General features: G+C 70.5%; 13 protein-coding genes. 5 read left to right on the top strand and 8 right to left on the bottom strand.

Translation table 11 applies throughout. The annotated features are described in order from the left end of the window. Positions 1–121: 121 nt before the first annotated feature. Genes glgX through treZ form a run of 3 tightly spaced genes read left to right on the top strand, consistent with a single transcriptional unit; the run spans position 122 to position 6,602 of the window. Entirely contained in the window at positions 122–2,353 is a 2,232-nt protein-coding gene (gene glgX / locus BIU89_RS11340) for a glycogen debranching protein GlgX (RefSeq protein WP_071246620.1), read from the top strand. Further along, a complete protein-coding gene (gene treY, locus BIU89_RS11335; protein ID WP_071246618.1) occupies positions 2,350–4,851 on the top strand; it encodes a malto-oligosyltrehalose synthase in 2,502 nt (833 codons plus the stop codon). Before glgX ends, treY begins: the two co-directional genes overlap by 4 nt. Continuing rightward, positions 4,848–6,602 carry a malto-oligosyltrehalose trehalohydrolase gene (gene treZ, locus BIU89_RS11330; protein WP_071246616.1) on the top strand — a complete coding sequence of 585 codons (1,755 nt, stop codon included), beginning with the start codon at positions 4,848–4,850 and terminating at the stop codon, positions 6,600–6,602. The genes treY and treZ overlap by 4 nt, the downstream gene beginning before the upstream one ends. A 105-nt stretch (positions 6,603–6,707) precedes the next feature. Here the strand turns inward: treZ and BIU89_RS11325 are convergent, their stop codons facing one another. From BIU89_RS11325 to BIU89_RS11290, 8 genes are all read right to left on the bottom strand, one after another. Then, positions 6,708–7,502, bottom strand: coding sequence for a polyprenol monophosphomannose synthase (locus BIU89_RS11325; RefSeq protein WP_035807608.1), 795 nt, complete (start codon positions 7,500–7,502; stop codon positions 6,708–6,710). Positions 7,503–7,547: 45 nt separating this feature from the next. Beyond that, a complete protein-coding gene (locus tag BIU89_RS11320; RefSeq protein ID WP_083404323.1) occupies positions 7,548–8,261 on the bottom strand; it encodes a class F sortase in 714 nt (237 codons plus the stop codon). Next, positions 8,258–9,412 carry a glycosyl hydrolase family 8 gene (locus BIU89_RS11315; RefSeq protein ID WP_071246612.1) on the bottom strand — a complete coding sequence of 385 codons (1,155 nt, stop codon included), beginning with the start codon at positions 9,410–9,412 and terminating at the stop codon, positions 8,258–8,260. Before BIU89_RS11315 ends, BIU89_RS11320 begins: the two co-directional genes overlap by 4 nt. A gap of 102 nt (positions 9,413–9,514) precedes the next feature. Next, complete coding sequence (locus tag BIU89_RS11310) at positions 9,515–10,339, bottom strand: DUF4397 domain-containing protein (protein ID WP_071246610.1); 825 nt, start codon at positions 10,337–10,339, stop codon at positions 9,515–9,517. 307 nt (positions 10,340–10,646) lie between these two features. After that, on the bottom strand, positions 10,647–12,635 hold the full coding sequence (locus BIU89_RS11305; protein ID WP_071246609.1) for an ArnT family glycosyltransferase: 1,989 nt from the start codon (positions 12,633–12,635) through the stop codon (positions 10,647–10,649). After that, positions 12,632–14,167 (bottom strand): glycosyltransferase, encoded by a 1,536-nt coding sequence (locus tag BIU89_RS11300; protein ID WP_083404321.1) that lies wholly within the window; start codon positions 14,165–14,167, stop codon positions 12,632–12,634. The genes BIU89_RS11305 and BIU89_RS11300 overlap by 4 nt, the downstream gene beginning before the upstream one ends. Beyond that, on the bottom strand, positions 14,164–14,661 hold the full coding sequence (locus BIU89_RS11295) for a GtrA family protein (RefSeq protein WP_254791604.1): 498 nt from the start codon (positions 14,659–14,661) through the stop codon (positions 14,164–14,166). Before BIU89_RS11295 ends, BIU89_RS11300 begins: the two co-directional genes overlap by 4 nt. A gap of 216 nt (positions 14,662–14,877) precedes the next feature. Beyond that, positions 14,878–15,882, bottom strand: a complete 1,005-nt coding sequence (locus BIU89_RS11290; RefSeq protein WP_027464631.1) for an aldo/keto reductase family protein — start codon at positions 15,880–15,882, stop codon at positions 14,878–14,880. A gap of 538 nt (positions 15,883–16,420) precedes the next feature. On the opposite strand from BIU89_RS11290, the gene BIU89_RS18115 reads away from it, so the two are divergent. Both BIU89_RS18115 and BIU89_RS11275 read left to right on the top strand, forming a co-directional pair. Beyond that, positions 16,421–17,206 (top strand): hypothetical protein, encoded by a 786-nt coding sequence (locus BIU89_RS18115; protein ID WP_217642825.1) that lies wholly within the window; start codon positions 16,421–16,423, stop codon positions 17,204–17,206. A gap of 109 nt (positions 17,207–17,315) precedes the next feature. Beyond that, positions 17,316–17,876, top strand: coding sequence for a YceI family protein (locus BIU89_RS11275; protein ID WP_027464630.1), 561 nt, complete (start codon positions 17,316–17,318; stop codon positions 17,874–17,876). The last annotated feature ends 240 nt before the right edge of the window (positions 17,877–18,116 follow it).

Genomic DNA, 18,116 nt, shown 5'->3' with positions numbered 1-18,116 from the left:
ACGCTACTCGTCCGTTCCTCCACAGGCCGCGGGGCGCCGTGGGCATCCACAGCTGGGGCTTGTCTGCGGACGCGGACGAGCGCCGCCGATATGTTGGCCGCACCCACACCTGGAGGACCGTTTGCACACCTGGCCCGGAAACCCGTACCCGCTCGGGGCGACCTACGACGGGAGCGGCACGAACTTCGCGCTGTTCTCCGAGGTCGCCGAGCGCGTCGAACTCTGTCTGTTCGATTCCGACGGCAACGAAGAATGCGTCCGCCTGCTCGAGGTGGACGCCTACGTCTGGCACGCGTACCTCCCCAACATCGGCCCCGGTCAGCAGTACGGCTTCCGCGTGCACGGCCCGTACGACCCGGACTCCGGCGCGCGCTGCAACCCGTCGAAGCTCCTGCTCGACCCGTACGCCAAGGCGACCAGCGGCGAGATCGACTGGGACCAGTCGCTCTTCTCGTACACGTTCGGCGACCCGGACTCGACCAACGACGAGGACTCCGCGTCGCACATGATGAAGGGCGTCGTGATCAACCCCTTCTTCGACTGGCAGGGGGACCGTCCGCCGCGCACGCCGTACGGCGAGACCGTCATCTACGAAGCACACGTCAAGGGGCTCACCGAGACCCACCCGGACGTGCCGGAAGAGCAGCGCGGCACCTACGCCGGCGTCGCCCACCCGGCGGTCATCGAGCACCTGCAGCGCCTCGGCATCACCACGCTCGAGCTCATGCCGGTGCACCAGTTCGTGAACGACTCGACCCTGCAGGACAAGGGGCTGTCGAACTACTGGGGCTACAACACCATCGGCTTCTTCGCGCCGCACTCGGCGTACTCGTCGTCGGGCGACCAGGGCCAGCAGGTCCAGGAGTTCAAGACGATGGTGCGCGAGCTGCACCGCGCCGGCATCGAGGTCGTCCTCGACGTCGTCTACAACCACACCGCCGAGGGCAACCACCTCGGCCCGACGCTGTCGTTCCGCGGCATCGACAACGCGGCCTACTACCGCCTGGTCGACGACGACAAGAAGTTCTACATGGACTACACGGGCACGGGGAACTCGCTCAACGTCGGGCACCCGCACTCGCTGCAGCTCATCCTCGACTCGCTCCGCTACTGGGTGACCGAGATGCACGTCGACGGGTTCCGCTTCGACCTCGCCTCGGCGCTGGCCCGCGAGTTCTACGAGGTCGACCGGCTGTCGGCCTTCTTCGAACTGGTGCAGCAGGACCCGATCGTGTCGCAGGTCAAGCTCATCGCCGAGCCGTGGGACGTCGGCCCCGGTGGCTACCAGGTCGGCAACTTCCCGCCCCAGTGGTCCGAGTGGAACGGCAAGTACCGCGACACCGTCCGTGACTTCTGGCGCGGTGAGTCGTCGACGCTCGGTGAGTTCGCCTCGCGGATCTCCGGCTCGGCCGACCTGTACGAGCACGACGGCCGCACGCCCAAGGCGAGCATCAACTTCATCACCGCGCACGACGGCTTCACGCTGTACGACCTGGTGGCCTACAACGAGAAGCACAACGAAGCCAACGGCGAGGACAACAACGACGGCGAGAGCCACAACCGGTCGTGGAACTCCGGGGCCGAGGGCCCGACCGACGACGAGGCCGTGAACGCCCTGCGGCTGCAGCGTCGCCGGAACTTCCTGGCGACCCTGCTCCTGAGCCAGGGTGTGCCGATGATCGCGCACGGCGACGAGCTCGGCCGGTCGCAGTCCGGCAACAACAACGTCTACGCGCAGGACTCCGAGCTCAGCTGGATCGACTGGGACAGCGCGGACGAGGACCTCATCCAGTTCACCGCCGACGTGGTGAAGCTGCGGCACGACCACCCCACGTTCCGCCGGACCCGGTACTTCAACGGTCGTCCGGTCCGACGTGGCGAGGGCGAGCCGCTGCCCGACGTGGTGTGGCTGACCCCCTCGGGCGACGCGATGGACCCCGAGGACTGGGACTCCGGCTTCGGCAAGAGCGTCGGCATGTACCTGAACGGCGAGGGCATCCGCGGACGCGACGCCCGTGGTGAGCGCGTCACCGACGTCGGCTTCATCACGTACTTCAACGCCCACGACGACGTCGTGACCTTCACGCTCCCGCCCGAGGAGTACTCCCCCGGCTGGACCGTCCGGATCGACACCGCCGACCCCGGCGCCCGCGACGAGGTGCTCGACGCGGGTACCCCGCTCGACGTCCCCGCCCGGTCGATGATCGTGCTGCGTGCTGAGCCCGACCACGAGGTCACCAGCACCCCGGTCGACGCCGAGCAGGACGGCGCCCCCGCACCGGACGCCCCGCAGGACGCCGTCACACCGGTGAACCCGGCCGGTTCCACCGCACCGAGCGGAACCGCCCGATGACCGCCGGAACGCCCGGCGCCGCGAACCGCGTCCCCGCGTCGACCTACCGGCTGCAGGTCTCGGCCGACTTCGACCTCGATGCCGCACGCGACCTGGTCGACTACGTGCACGACCTCGGCGCCGACTGGCTGTACCTGTCGCCGGTGCTGCAGGCCGAGTCCGGGTCGAACCACGGCTACGACGTGGTCGACCACACGCGGGTCGACACCGACCGCGGCGGCGACCAGGCGATGCGGGCGTTGGCCGAGGCCGCGCACGCCGTCGGCCTCGGGGTCATCGTCGACGTGGTGCCGAACCACGTCGGCGTCGCGACCCCCGAGTCGAACCCGTGGTGGTGGTCCCTGCTCGAACTCGGGCAGGGCTCCCCCGTGGCCTGGGCCTTCGACGTGGACTGGGAAGCCGGCGACGGCAAGCTCCGCGTCCCCGTGCTCGACGACCGGCTGCTCGACGCCGTCACGCTCGACACGTCCGACGCCGAGCGTCCGGTGCTCCGCGTCGGCGAGACCGCCTACCCCACCGCCCCCGGAACGGTGCACGACGGCGACACCGTCGAGACCGTGCACGACCGCCAGCACTACGCGTTCGTGCACTGGAAGCGCGCCGACCACGACCTGAACTACCGCCGGTTCTTCGCGGTGAACACCCTCGCGGCGATCCGCGTCGAGGAGCCCGAGGTCTTCGCGGCCTCGCACGGGGTCATCGGCGCCTGGTTCCGCGACGGACTCGTCGACGGCCTGCGCATCGACCACCCGGACGGGCTGTACGACCCGGCGGGCTACCTGCAGGACCTGGCGGAGCTGACCGGTGGGGCCTACACCCTCGTCGAGAAGATCCTCGAGCCGGGCGAGCAGCTGCCCAGTTCGTGGCCGGTCGACGGCACCACCGGGTACGACGCCCTCGGGGTGCTCGACCGCGTGTTCGTCGACCCCGCGGGCGAGCAGGCGCTGACCGCGGCGTCGGGCGCCGAACCGACCGACTGGCAGCAGCTCACGCACGACACCCGACGGGGCATCGCGGACGGCATCCTCGGCAGCGAGGTCGAGCGGCTCGCACGCCTGCTCGCACCGAGCGCCGTGACGGAGACGATCACGCACGAGCGGATCGTCGACGCGGTCGCCGAGATCGTCGCCTCGTTCGACGTGTACCGCACGTACCTGCCCGAGGGCGCCCACCACCTCATCACCGCGCTCGAGCGCGCCGTCGAGGCCCGCCCGGACCTCGACGACGTCATCGACCGGATCGCACCGGCACTCGTCGACCCGACGGACGCCGCGGCGGTCCGACTGCAGCAGACCAGCGGCATGGTGATGGCGAAGGGTGTCGAGGACACGGCGTTCTACCGCACCTCGCGCCTGTCGTCCCTGAGCGAGGTCGGCGGTGACCCGAGCGTCTTCGCGGTCTCGGTCGCGGACTTCCACCGGGCCCAGCGCGAACGGCTCGGCAGCTGGCCGCACACCATGACGACGCTCACCACGCACGACACGAAGCGCAGCGAGGACACCCGCGCCCGCATCGCCGTGCTGGCCGAGCTCGGCGACGAGTGGGCCGCCACGCTCGAGCGTCTGCAGTCGCTCGTGCCGTTGCAGGACCGCGTGTTCGCCGACCTGCTCTGGCAGGCGATCGTCGGCGCCCGGCCCGCCAGCCGTGAGCGTCTGCACGCGTACGCCGAGAAGGCCTCCCGCGAAGCCGGTGACAGCACCACCTGGACCGAGCCCGACGAGGCGTTCGAGCAGAAGATGCACGCGATCGTCGACGCCGCGTTCGACGACCCGGACGTGGTCGCCGTGCTCGACGCCCTCGACGAGCAGATCGACGCCGCCGGGTGGTCGAACGGTCTCGCCCAGAAGCTCGTCCAGCTCACCGCCCCGGGCGTCCCCGACGTCTACCAGGGCACCGAGTTCTGGGACCGCTCGCTCGTCGACCCCGACAACCGTCGTCCGGTCGACTACGCCGAGCGGCGTCACGTGCTCGCCGAGCTCGACGGCCCGGACGACGACGGCCCCGAGGACCTGCCGACCATCGGAATCGACGGTGCCGCGAAGCTCCTGGTCACGACCCGCGCACTGCGCATCCGTCGGGACCGCCCGGAGCTGTTCACCCGGTACCTGGAGCTCGAGGCCACCGGCAGCGCGGCCGACCACGTCATCGCGTTCGACCGCGGCGGTGCCGTGACGATCGCGACGCGTCTGCCGATCGGCCTCGACCGGGTCGGCGGTTGGGGCGACACGCTGGTGCACGCCGTCCCCGTCGAGCGCATCGACCTGCTCACCGGCCGACGCGTCCCCGCCGACCGCGGGATCGCGCTGGCCGACCTGCTCACCACCTACCCGGTCGCGCTCCTCGTGCCCACCGACGCGGTCGGTGCAGCCGGCCACGCCGACGCGGTGACCGCCGTGTCCGGCGCGAGCGGTGCCTCCCGGCCCGCCGCCGGCCGCACGCCGGACGCCACCGAGACCGACGCGCAGGCCGAGATCGACATCCTGGAGGGTCACGCATGACCGCACCTGACCGTTACGCCGTCTGGGCGCCCGAGCCGGACCGGGTCCGGCTCGTCGTCGACGACGTCGAGTACCCGCTCACCAAGGGCGACGACGACTGGTGGTCCACCGACGCCGTGATGCCGGTCGTCGGCGCACGGTACGGGTTCCGCATCGGCGACGACGACGCGGTCCGACCGGACCCGCGCAGCCGCTACCAGCCCGAGGGCGTGCACGGCCCGTCCGAGGTCGTCGACCCCGCACGGTTCGCGTGGACCGACGAGTCGTGGACCGGACGCCCGGCCCGCGGCGCCGTGATCTACGAGATGCACGTCGGCACCTACACACCCGAGGGCACGCTCGACGCCGCCGCCCAGAAGCTGGACCACCTGGTCGAGCTCGGGGTCGAGTTCGTCGAGCTGCTCCCCGTCAACGCCGTCAACGGCGACTGGAACTGGGGCTACGACGGGGTCGGCTGGTTCTCCGTGCACGCCCCGTACGGCGGCCCCGACGCCTACGACCGGTTCGTCGACACGGCGCACGCGCTGGGGCTCGGGGTCATCCAGGACGTCGTCTACAACCACCTCGGACCGAGCGGCAACTACCTGCCGCTGTACGGCCCGTACCTGCTGGCCGGGCTCGGCAACACCTGGGGTGACTCGGTGAACGTCGAGCACCCCGAGGTCCGCCGGTACGTGCTCGACAACGTGCGCATGTGGTTCCGCGACCACCACGTCGACGGGCTCCGGCTCGACGCCGTGCACGCGATCCGCGACACCACCCGCCCGCACGTGCTGGCCTCGATGGCCGACGAGACCGACGCCTACTCGTCGTTCATCGGGCGTCCGCTGTCGCTCATCGCGGAGTCCGACCTCAACGACCCGGTGATGTTCCGGCCGCGCGAGGCCGCCGGGTACGGCCTCGCCGGGCAGTGGTCGGACGACTTCCACCACGCCGTGCACGTGGCGCTCACCGGCGAGACGAACGGCTACTACGCCGACTTCGCTCCGCTGTCGGCGCTGGCGAAGGTGCTCGAGGACGGCTTCTTCCACGACGGCACCTGGTCGTCGTTCCGCGGCAAGCGGCACGGCCGGCCGATCGACCGCGGGACCTCCCCCGCGACGGCCCTGGTCGTCGCGAACCAGAACCACGACCAGATCGGCAACCGCGCCGCCGGCGACCGGCTCGCCGCGACGCTCGACGACGAGGGGCTCGTGATCGCCGCGGCTCTGACGCTGCTCGGGCCGTTCACGCCGATGCTGTTCATGGGCGAGGAGTTCGCGGCCTCGACACCGTGGCAGTTCTTCACCTCGCACCCGGAGCCCGAGCTCGGCAAGGCCACCGCCGAGGGGCGCATCGCCGAGTTCGCTGAGCACGGGTGGGACGAGTCAGCGGTGCCGGACCCGCAGGACCCGACGACGTTCACCAACTCCAAGCTCGACTGGGCCGACGTCAGCTCGGAGCGCGGTGCGGCGATCCTGCGTGCCTACCGGGTGCTCATCGCCCTGCGGCGCACCGACCAGGCGTTCGTCGACCACCGCTACGAGGCGAACGCCGTCCGCTTCAGCGAGGACCGGCGTTGGCTGGTGCTCACCCGCGGGCTGCTCGGCCCCGACGTGGCGCCGGTGCACGTCGTGGTGAACTTCGCCGACGACGCAGCCGAGGTCCCGGTGCCCGATGCCGTGGGCGAGGAGCTCTACGGCTTCGGCGCGACCGAGGTTGATGCCGGCGTCGTCCGGTTCCGCGGCCGCGGCGTGGTCGTGCTGCGCTAACCGACCGCGTGCTGCGCGAGCCAACCGCGAGCCGCAGCTCCGCACGCACGAACGGCGACGAACCCCTGGGTCCGTCGCCGTTCGTGCGTTCGTGTGTCCGCAGCCTCAGCCGGCGTGGTCGGAGACCGCGTGCGCGTTCTTCCGCACCGAGGGCAGCTTGCGGTGGTCCTTGAGCAGGGACCGGGTCTCGCGGATCCGGCGGTCGATGCCCCACTTCGTCACGAGCGCCAGGCTCTCGCGCACGATGTTGCCGCTCATCTTCGAGACGCCGAACTCCCGCTCGGTGAAGGTGATCGGCGTCTCCACGACCCGTAGACCCGCCTCGAGGGCACGCCAGCACAGGTCCACCTGGAAGCAGTACCCCTTCGACGCCACACCGGCGAGGTCGATCCGCTCGAACGCCCGCGACGTGAAGACCCGGAACCCGCCGGTGGCGTCGCGCACCGCGATGCCCAGGGCGAGACGCGTGTAGAGGTTGCCACCGCGCGAGAGCAGGAGGCGGTACCAGGGCCAGTTCTCGACCTTGCCGCCCTTGATCCACCGGGAGCCGAGCACCAGGTCGTTCGAGTCCGCGAGCTCGAGCATCCACGGCAGGTACTCGGGGTGGTGGGAGCCGTCGGCGTCCATCTCGACGAGCTTGGCGTAGCCGTGTTCCAGGCCCCACGCGAAGCCGGACAGGTACGCGCCCCCCAGGCCGTCCTTGACGGTGCGGTGCATGACGTGCACCCGATCGGTCTCGCGGGCGATGGCGTCCGCGATGTCGCCGGTGCCGTCCGGTGAGTTGTCGTCGACGACGAGCACGTGCACGGAGTCGTCGGTCGCTGCCAACGTGCGCTCGACGATCGGCCGGACGTTCTCGGCTTCGTCGTAGGTCGGGATGATGACCAGGGTCTCGCTCATGGTGCTCCTCGTGCTCGCAGTCGAATGTATCGCTGGCTTGGTGGGTCAATCCGACGAGAGGTCTGCGAACACGATCAGATTGTCCGTGTAGTGCCCGGTGGCGGTGTCGAACGTGCCGTCGCAGGTGATGAGTCGGAGTTGCGGAGTAGGGGTGGGGCCGTAGACGTCGCTCGTCGGGAACGCCGACTTGGCGGCGCGTTCGGAACGGTCGACGGTGAAGGTGCGGGTGCTGCCGTCGGACATCCGGACGTGGACCTCGTCGCCGGCGACCAGTTCGTCGAGCCGGAAGAACACCGCGGCGCTCGTGGGGCTGTCGACGTGACCGGCGATGACGGCGGGGCCGACCTCGCCGGGGACGATCCCGTCGCTGAACCAGCCCGCGCTGTCCCAGTCGACGGGCGGGTCGAGTTCTCCGGCAGCGCCGCGGTGGAGGTCCTCGAGCGAGGATCGCACGCCGATGGCCGGGATCGACACGCTGACCGGGGTGGCCGTCGAGCGGGCCTCGGGTGCGGCCGGGTCCTGGAACCCGTCGGTGCCGGAACCCGAGGACGACGAAGAAGACGACTGCGACGAGGACGACTGCGACGGGGACGCCGACGCCGACGACGCGGCACGCTCCCCCGCGCCGCCGCCCACCGTCGACGCGACCGCCACCCCGGCCACGCCCCCGACCACCACGACGGCGGCGACCACGGCACCGATGACCACGCCTCGGCGCCGGACGGCCGAGACGCGCCCGGCGCTCCGACGGCCGCTCACGAGCCGGCTCCGACGTCGCTGGCACAGCCCCCGAGCACGTCGGAGGTCAGCATCGTCGAACCGAGGGCCAGCCAGGCGTCTCCGTAGTAGGTCGGTGTGGTCGCCGCCGTCCGGGCGGCCCGCTCGAGGTCGTCGGCAGCCGCACGGGAGGAACCCGCGGCCTGCTCGGCAGCGGCCCGCGCGGTGTAGGCCAGCGCGTTCGTGTCCTGCGTCACCGGGGTGCCACCGAGGTCGAGCTGCGAGGCGAGCCGCGTCGTCCGTCCGAGCGTGGGCGCGAGGGCCGCCGCGAGCTCCCGGTCGGGCGCCGAACACGCCTCGGCGTACCGGAGCGGCGTCCGCATCGCGTCGTACCCGTAGAGCACGCGCCCGTCCCCACCGACGGGCGGCATCGGGTCCACCGATCCGTCGGCGTGGACCTGGGACCAGTCGCTGGGCAGGTCGGAGGCGTCCAGCACGGCGGCCGTCACGGCGCGCGAACCCCGGTTCAGCGCGTTCCAGCGGTCGTCCCCGGTGGCGTCCGCCAGCACCGAGAAGGCCACGGGCGAGGCGTACGAGGCGTTGTACCGGTAGGGCTCCTGATCCGCCCACGGTCCGGGCAGCAGGATCGTGCCGAGGTCCGTCCGGGCCGTCTCGTGCTCGAGGATCGCCGCCGCGATGCGCTTCCCCGCGGCGGTGTACCGGTCGTCGTCCCAGGCCTTCCCCGCGAGCACGAGGGCCCGGGCGGCGTCGAGGTCGGCGTCGCTCGCGGACTGCTCGTCGGCGACGCCCTCGTCGGACGTCCACCGCCACGCCAGCAGGTCGTCGTCGGTGAGCAGGTGGTCCCTCGTCCACTCCCAGATCGCGTCGAAGCGCGCACGGTCGTCGTTCGCGTAGGCGATGAGCAAGCCGTACGCCTGCCCCTCGCTGACGGTGTCACCACCCTGGTCGGTGCGGACGACGCGACCGTCCTCGACGTAGCGGTCCAGGAACGCCGACCGCAGCTGCCGCGGCGAGCGCGCCGCGTCGGGCGCGGTGGTCGAGGTCGGGGTCGCCGTGCCGCGAGCGGCGGTCGTGGTGCTCGACGACCAGGGGCGGACCGCGACGATCGCGACGACGATGGCGACGATGACGGCCGCCGCGGCGGCGACCGGTATCCAGGTCCTGCGGGTCATGCTGGCCTGCCTCTCCGGGGATGGTGGGGGGGGGGGTCGAAGAGGAGGCGCGGATCGCGTGGGCCGTGCAGCGCACGTGATCCGCGCCTCCAGTCCGGGGCGTCAGCGGAACAGCGAGCGGAGCATCGCGACGGCCGCGTGGACCGTCTCGGTCACCGGACGGTCAGCGGCTGTGCCGCCACCGCCGGTCTGCACCCCGCCGGACGGGGTGGCGGCGGTCGCGGCGGCGTCCGTCACGGGCACGACCGTCAGGTTGCCCTTGCTGTCGTCGAGGACGAACAGGGTCGAGACGGTGTTGCCGGCGAGGTCGACCTTCGCGGTGCCCCGCTGGCCGCTGCCGGAGACGTCGAGCGACCACTTGCCGGCGTCGACCGTTGCGTACTTGGTGGCGGTGCCGAAGGTGGCATCCTCGGCGATCGGGGTGCCGTCGGAGGTCTGCACGTCGACGCGCTTCGCGGTGGTGGCGGCCTGCACGAGCCGGAGCTTCGCCTTGCCGTCGCCGGGCTGCTGCAGGTCGTCGGTGAACGCGGTCGTCTTCAGCCCGTCGTTCTTGCCGTAGGCGACGACGGTGCTGGCGTCGCCCTTCTGCACGGTGACGTCGGTGGAGATGACCGGGGTGGAACCCGGCGCGTCGGCGGCGCGCATCGACAGGACGTAGGTGCCGACCGGCAGCTTCTCGTACGGGCTGACCTGGCCGTAGGTGACGTCGTCGAGTTCGAAGACGGTCTTCCCCCCGGCGAGGCTGGACAGTTCGACGTCGACGCCCTTCGTGTCCGGCGACAGGTGTCCGACGCGGAGCCAGCCCTGGTCGGCGGTCGCGGCGGAAGCGGTCTGGGGGGCGGCGAGCCCGACGGTCGCGGCGACGAGTGTGGCGGCGAGCGCTCCGATGACGACGGTGCGGCGGCGGTTCGTGGTGCGTGCGGTCATGATGGGGCTCCTTCGGGTCGAGGTGCGGTTGGCGTGCGGTCGTCGTGTCGAGGTGTGGTTCGTGGGGTTGTCATCCGGGCCGCCGCGCGAGCGGGCGGAATGCCAGGGTGTGCGCCGGAGTCCCCCGGGCATTTCGCCCGCTCGTCCAGCGGGCGTTCCGCCCCGACGTGTTCGCGGGGAGCGGTTCCGCGGCCGATCCGTCGAGCGGGTGGAATGCCGGGGTGCGTGCCGGAGCCCTCCGGGCATTTCGCCCGCTCGCCCAGCACCAGCACCAGCTCCAGCCCCGGCGCGGCCGAGCGATCAGGGGTCACGAGGCGCTCGTCGCGGTCGTCGTCGGGTCGGCCGGGGTGTACGTCACCGTGAGCCGTGCTCCCTCACGCTCGACCGAGTCCGGCCGGAACGCCTGGGACATGGCGTCGAAGGTCCGAGCGACCCGTGCTGCCGACGCGTCGTCGCTCGTGTGCAGGACGACGGTGCGGAACGGCTGGCCGGTCTCCCCGGTGCGCGGGGTGAACCGGTCGACCCGCACGTCCTGGTCGGCGAGCACCTGTCCGAGCGCGATCATCGCCCGCGAGTCGACCTGTCCGGCACGGAACTGCGACTTCGTGCCGTCGTCCGCACGCAGGGCCGGGTTCGACGCGAGCTCGGTTCCCAGGGTCTTCCGGACGTCGGTGGCCCGGGTGATCGCCGTCTCGGCGGCGCTGGCTCCCTCGGCATGGATCCGGCGGACCTCGACCTGCTGGTCACCGGTGCCGAAGGTCGCGACGGCCGTGGAGTTCTCGATCGCCTGTCGGACGTCGGTGGACGAGTTGCCGCCGGTGCGCATGGAGTCCGTCGTGATGACGTAGTCCGAGTCCTTCCAGCCGTTCGGGGACTGCCGTTCCACTGCTCCGTCGGTGTCGAGCTTGTAGTACCAGACGACGTTGTTCCGGGCGAAGCCGTCGTCCACGAGGTCGACCCACATGGCGTCGTCGACCAGCAGACGCGAGGACTTCGGCACGTTGTCGCCCACCCACTGCTCGGCCTGCTGCATGGGCAGGTCGAGGTTGCCCAGCAGGAAGCCCCGCAGCTGTGTCCCCCACAGCGGCACCGCGACGACGAGGGCCGCAGCCGCGACGACGGCCCAGGTGATGCCGAGGCCGCGCCGTGCCCTCGGGCCGAACCGGCCCCGGGTGTGGACCCGACCGGCGATCGTCAGGACGGCACGCTCGACGGTGTACGCGACGAGGAGCGCTGCGAACGGGATGAGCATGATGACGTAGGGCACCGGCAGGTACCCGTTCGGCCGGAACATCACCGCGAGCAGGAACACGAGCATCGCGGCGATCGGTCGGACCCGTCGCAGGAACAGCCCGACGACGGCCGCGACCGAGCCGAGCACGATGAACACCGGGTCGAGTGCCCACCACTGCGCGGCCGCCTCGTTCGCCAGGCTGCCCCCGTCGAACACGGATCCGGAAGCGGTCCGCGACCCGAGCTGGTAGGTGACGCCCTCCCACAGGCTGACTCGCCCGTTGCCCGGCACGAGTTCGCCCTTCACCGCGGCGAGCAGCAGGTACCCGCCGCCGATCAGCACGAGCACGGCCCCGGCGACGCTGAGCGTGTACCGGCGGGTGCTCTTGTCGGCGCGACGCACGGCCATCCAGATCAGGAACGGCAGTGCGAGCAGGTAGGTCTCCTTGGACAGCACGGCGATGCCGAGGCAGGCAGCGGCACCGGCGAACCCGGCGAGCTGCTGGCGACGGCTCAGCACGAGGACGAACGCGGCGAGCAGCCAGGGCGTCGCGACGTTGTCGATGTACACGGTGCGGTGGTACTGCAGCGCGAGCGGTGACAGCGCGAAGACGAGTCCGGCCGCGGCCGCCGTGATCCGTCCGGCACCGAGACGTCGGGCCAGGACGAACAGCAGGATGCTCGAGACAGCGGAGAAGAACACCATGGCCTCGCGCCCGGCCTCCACCGCGAAGGGGTACCGCGCGAACGCCCCGGTCAACCCGGTGTACCCGGCGATCTGGATCCATCCGAGCGGCGGGTGGTCGTACCAGTACGTGTAGTGGGTGAGCTCGCCGAGGTTCGTGATCGCCCACGCCTGTGCGGTGTAGGTCCCCTCGTCGTCGATGCGCTGCGGTGTGCCCGACATGTTCCAGGCCTGGACGAGCACGGTCACCGCGACGACGGGCAGCAACCACGTCAGGCTGGCCGCGTGCCGGCGGAACCACGCCCCGACGCCGGCCCGGTGCGCGGTGGTGCCACCACGGATCGGGATGCCCGTGGTGTCGGTGATGCTGGCGGTCATCGGGTGCCTCCCGTGGTGGTGCCGGCGAACGCACGATCGGACGACGCTGCGCCCGCGGACGACGCTGCGCCCGATCCGGCGCCCGCGGACGACGCTGCGCCCGATCCGTCCAGGTCCGAGGCGAAGCCGACCACCTGTCCGGTGCGGTGCTGGCCGGTGTGCTCGGTCTTCTCCCACCCGTTCTGGCCCTTGGCGTGCCGGACGACTGCCCGGACCGCCGCGGCGGCGAGGAACACCTGGTACGGCACCAGGCCGAGCACGAGCCGCACGTAGTCGCGGAACCGGACCTTCTCGCCGTACAGACGACCGAACTCGTTCAGCCCGACGATCTCGACGGCGAGCAGCATGAGCGTCGGCGCCACCGGCACGAACGACACGAGGGCGATCGCCGTCGGCACCTTGACGAACAGGATCATCAGGACGCTCAGCGGGATGAGCAGCCCGGTGGCCGCCTGGATGAACGGCATCGTGAGCATGTAGCGGGCGAAGAACCGCTGCCGGAAGGACGGCAGCTTCTTCCACTCCCCCTTGCCCAGCACCTGCAGGAAGCCCTGGTTCCACCGCGTGCGCTGTTTGAGCAGCGAGGCGAAGGTCGGCGGGGTCTCCTCGCGGGTGACGGCCTCGGGGCTGTAGGCGACGACGACCTTCGCGCCGTCGGCGGAGAGCCGCACGCCGAGTTCGCAGTCCTCGGCGAGGCAGTGTGCATCCCAGCCGTTCGACCACTCCAGGCGGGAGCGGGTCACGAAGACGGTGTTGCCCCCGAGGGGGATGAACTTGGACCCGGCGTGGAAGTGCAGGCGCGAGCGGAACCAGAAGTAGTACTCCAGGACGTTCCGGAGCGACCACCAGCTCGACCTGAAGTTCATCAGCTGGACGCCGCCCTGCACCACGTCGGCGTCGGTCTCCTGGAACCGCGAGTCGACGAGGGAGAGCAGCCGCGGGTAGACCTCGTCCTCGGCGTCGAACACCCCGACGATGTCACCCGTCGCGTGCTGGAGCGCCAGGTTCATCGCCTTCGGCTTGTTCTTCGGCAGGGTGTCGTCCACCACGACCTTGATCAGGGAGGGGTGCCGAGCCGCCGCAGCACGCACGACGGCGTCGGTCTCCGGGTCGTCCTCCCCGACGATCGCGATGATCTCGAAGTCGGGGTGGTCCTGGGTCGCGAGCATGTCGAGCGTCTGCCCCATCACGTCCTGCTCGTGCCGACCGGGCACCAGGAGCGTGAACCGGTGCGTCGCCGGACGCGGGGTCTGGCTGAAGCTGGTGGACTTCAGCGCGTCCCGGGAGCGCCAGGCGTGCAGCATCCACCAGAGGGTGGTCAACGCGATGATCGTGAGCAGCACGGAGAGGGCGATGAGGGTCGAGTAGCCGAGCCACTCGCCCAGCGACCAGGCGGCCTGTGGGAGCTGCCCCGAGCCTCCCGTCGGCACGTCCGTGGTTCCTCGGTTCGGGACGTCCCCCGTCGTCCCGGTGTCGTTGTCGGGCTGGAGCAGCGGCCCTGCGGCCGTCAGCAACACGGCTGAGATGGTCATTCGGGGAACCCCTTCGGACGTGTGTCGGTGGACCGGAAGACGAGGGCCTTGTACGCGGCGAACCGGAACGCGGTGCCGAGGACGAGGCCGACGCCGTTGCCGGCGACGTTGTCGGCGAGGGTGGACGTGAAGCCGAGGACGTAGTGCGAGACGAACAGGCAGGCAGCGGCGATGCCGAGGCCGACGAGGTTCGTGGCAGCGAAGAGCAACCCCTCGCGGACGGTCTCGCGGCGGCCGGTCTGGCGCTGGGCGCGGAAGGTGATGAAGCGGTTGCCGATCCACGCGATCGAGGTCGCCACGATGGCCGACACGATCTTCGCTGCGATGGGACCGTCCGACATGACGGTGGCGCGGAGCAGGTTGTAGACGCCCAGGTCGACGACGAAGCAGACGGCACCGATGGTGCCGAACGACGCGAGTTGCCTCGCGGTGGCGAGCAGGCGCGGGACCGTGCCAGGGCGCACGGTCCGCACCGCACCGGTGTCGGGTGACACCAGAACGGGGGTATGAGTTCGGGTCATGCCCCCGATTCGGGGGACGCGGACGGGTGGTTTGGGCGGGGTACGCGATTTGCCAGGCCCCTGCCAGATGCGCGACACATGCCGTTCATCTTGACGATCCGTCAGCTGCGGTGGTCATGGGGCGGGCACGACGGACGGGAGGCCCGGTGCCAGCTGGCACCGGGCCTCCCGTCCGTCGGTCGGTTGCGTCTACGCGGGGCGCGACGACGGGGACACGTTCTTGGACGCGTCCCGTTCCGGGATGTCGCCGAGTGCCTCGTCGATCGCCGCGAGGGCGTCCGCGTCGAGCTTGACGCCGGCGGCCTTGACGTTGTCGGTGACCTGCTGCGGACGCGAGGCGCCGACGATGGCGCTCGCGACGTTCTCGTTCTGCAGGGTCCACGCGATCGCGAGCTGCGCCAGCGTGAGGCCGGCCTGGTCAGCGACGGGCTGCAGGCGCTGCACGGCTTCGAGGACCTCGTCGCGCATGAACCGCTTGATCATGTCCGCGCCGCCCTTCTCGTCCGTGGCTCGCGAGCCCTCGGGCAGGGGCTGACCCGGCTTGTACTTGCCGGTCAGGACGCCCTGCGCGATGGGCGACCAGACGATCTGCGACAGGCCGAGCTGCTTCGAGGCGGGGACGACCTCGCCCTCGATGACGCGCCACAGCATCGAGTACTGCGGCTGGTTCGAGATGAGCTGGAAGCCGAGCTCCTTGGCGAGTGCGGCACCGGCGCGGATCTGCTCGGCGGACCACTCGCTGACGCCGATGTAGAGCGCCTTGCCCTGGCGGACGACGTCGGCGAAGGCCTGCATCGTCTCTTCGAGGGGGGTCTCGTAGTCGTAGCGGTGTGCCTGGTAGAGGTCGACGTAGTCGGTCTGCAGTCGCTCGAGCGAGCCGTTGATCGACTCCATGATGTGCTTGCGGCTGAGGCCGACGTCGTTGTGCCCCTTCGGGCCGGTCGGCCAGTAGACCTTCGTGAAGACCTCGAGGGACTGGCGCCGCTCGCCCTTGAGCGCCTCGCCGAGGACGGTCTCGGCGGCGGTGTTGGCGTACGTGTCCGCGGTGTCGAACGTGGTGATGCCGGCGTCGAGCGCTGCCCGCACGCACTGGGTGGCGACGTCGTTCTCGACCTGCGAGCCGTGCGTCAGCCAGTTGCCGTAGGTGATCTCGGAGATCTTGAGTCCGGAGTTGCCCAGGTACCTGAATTCCATGGCTCCGACGCTACTGGAGTGAGCGCGCACGTGAGGGGTCCCGCGAGTGCCTGTCGGGGCCGGGGTGGGCGGGGGCGCGGGGCTGGGCGCGCGCGGGCGAAATGCCAGAGTGCCGCCGACGGCACACCCGGACATGTCGCCCGCTCGCCTGCTCGCCTCGGGCGACCCCGGCATCGGCTTCCGTGCAGCGGGTCCGGAACAGCGGGTCCAGAGCTGTCGGTGAGCGGGCCGCGCGAACGGGCGAAACACCGCCGTGCAGCCAGGCAGCCGGCACGGTGTTTCGCCCGCTGGCGGAAGCGACCATCCCTCCACAGCGGTGAAAGCGGGCCAGCCATCCACAAAGGAGGCCCGACTCACGTCCGCAAGACCGGCTCGCCGTCACGCTGTGGAGATGACCGCAAGACGGCGACTCCCGATGGCACTCCGCGACGCTTCGTTCCGAGTACGCGATGCGCTGCACCGAGGCGTTTCGCGTGGCCGACTCGACGCTCGCGATCTCATCCGACCGTTCCACGGCATCCGATCAGCGTTCCCACCGGTGTCCGTGGATGAACGTGCGAGAGCGCTCGCTCCTCGGCTCCGCCCCGATCAGGTGTTCAGCCACGTCACCGCCGCAGCGATCATCGGCGTCCCGCTGCCCAGACGTCTCGAACGCGACCAGCGGTTGCACGTCACGACGATCGGGACCGATCAAGCGCTCCGGGTTCGCGGCACGGTCGGCCACCGGGCTCGGTACGGATCAGTCCGCGCGACGATCGCACGAGGAGTGCCACTGACCACTCCGGCCGACACGTTCGTCGCGCTGGGCTCGATGCTGACGCTCGACGAACTCATCGTCGCGGGCGATGCACTCGTGGGGTGGCTCGGCTGGACGACGCTCGATGAACTCGCGCAAGCCGTCCGACGACGACGTGGCATCCGCGGGATCGTGAAGCTCCGCCTCGCGCTCGATGAGATCCGGAGGGGATCTCGGTCCCCCGGAGAGACCCGGACACGGCTGGCACTCATCCGCCGCGGACTCCCGGAACCGGCGCTCAACCACGATGTCGTCGTCGACGGGCAGTGGATCGCATGTGTGGACCTCGCCTACCCCGATGCCAGGGTCGCGATCGAGTACGAGAGCGATCTGCACCGCACCGATCCAGCCAGCTTCCGAAAGGACCTCACGCGCGGCGAGCATCTGAAGGACGTCGACTGGTGGCTCGTCAGAGCAACAGCAGACGACCTCGATCACGGGGTCGAGCGTTTCGTGCACCGCGTCAGGCGGCTGCTCGAGGTCGGTGCCAGAGGAGCTCACGACACGCGGTTTGCGACACTTGGGTGAACAATGGTTGACGCTTCAACCAAAACGGTGCACACTGTCGTAGTATCAACTCGATGCAGGCGCATGGAACGCGTCGCACCGCAGACTCTCGTTCGGAAGAAGGACCACCATGACGCTCACCGCTGACACCGTTCCCGGCTACAAGACCGGCACCTGGAAGATCGACCCCACCCACTCCGAGGTCACCTTCTCGGTCCGCCACCTCGCCATCAGCAAGGTCAAGGGCAAGTTCGAGACGTTCGACGCCACCGTCGTCACCGCCGAGAACCCGCTCGAGTCGACCGTCGAGGCCAACATCGACGTCGCGTCGATCAACACCGGCCAGGAGCAGCGCGACCAGCACCTCAAGACGAGCGACTTCTTCCTCACCGAAGAGCACCCGCAGCTGACCTTCCGTTCCACGAGCATCGAGGCGAAGGGCGACGACCTGCACATCGCGGGTGACCTGACCCTGCGCGGCGTCACCAAGCCGGTCGTCCTGAAGGCCGAGCTCGGCGGCTTCACCACGGACGGCTACGGCCAGGTCAAGTTCGGCGCCGAGGCGACCACGAAGATCGACCGCACCGAGTTCGGTGTGAACTGGAACGCGGCGCTCGAGGCCGGCGGCTTCACCCTGGGCAACGACGTCACGATCAACCTCGACGTCCAGTTCGTCCTCCAGGCGGCCTGAGCCGCCTCTGACGCAACGCCCGACTGAGGGCACCGAGCGTCACTCCCCGAACCCGAGAAGAACGCCCCGACTCCGCACGGAGTCGGGGCGTTCTTCGTTGCCCGCGCGGGGTCCCCCGACCACGAGCGGGCGAAATACCCCGGAGCTTCGTCCTGGCTCGTCGGGCATTCCACCCGCTCGCCGACGCCGGGGCCGAAGTCGATGCCGATCCCCGCAATCACGCCCACATCCACGCCCACG

Source organism: Curtobacterium sp. MCBA15_005 (genome assembly GCF_001864855.1).
Taxonomy (GTDB): Bacteria; Actinomycetota; Actinomycetes; order Actinomycetales; family Microbacteriaceae; genus Curtobacterium; species Curtobacterium flaccumfaciens.
This window is presented reverse-complemented; position numbering and strand designations above follow the sequence as displayed.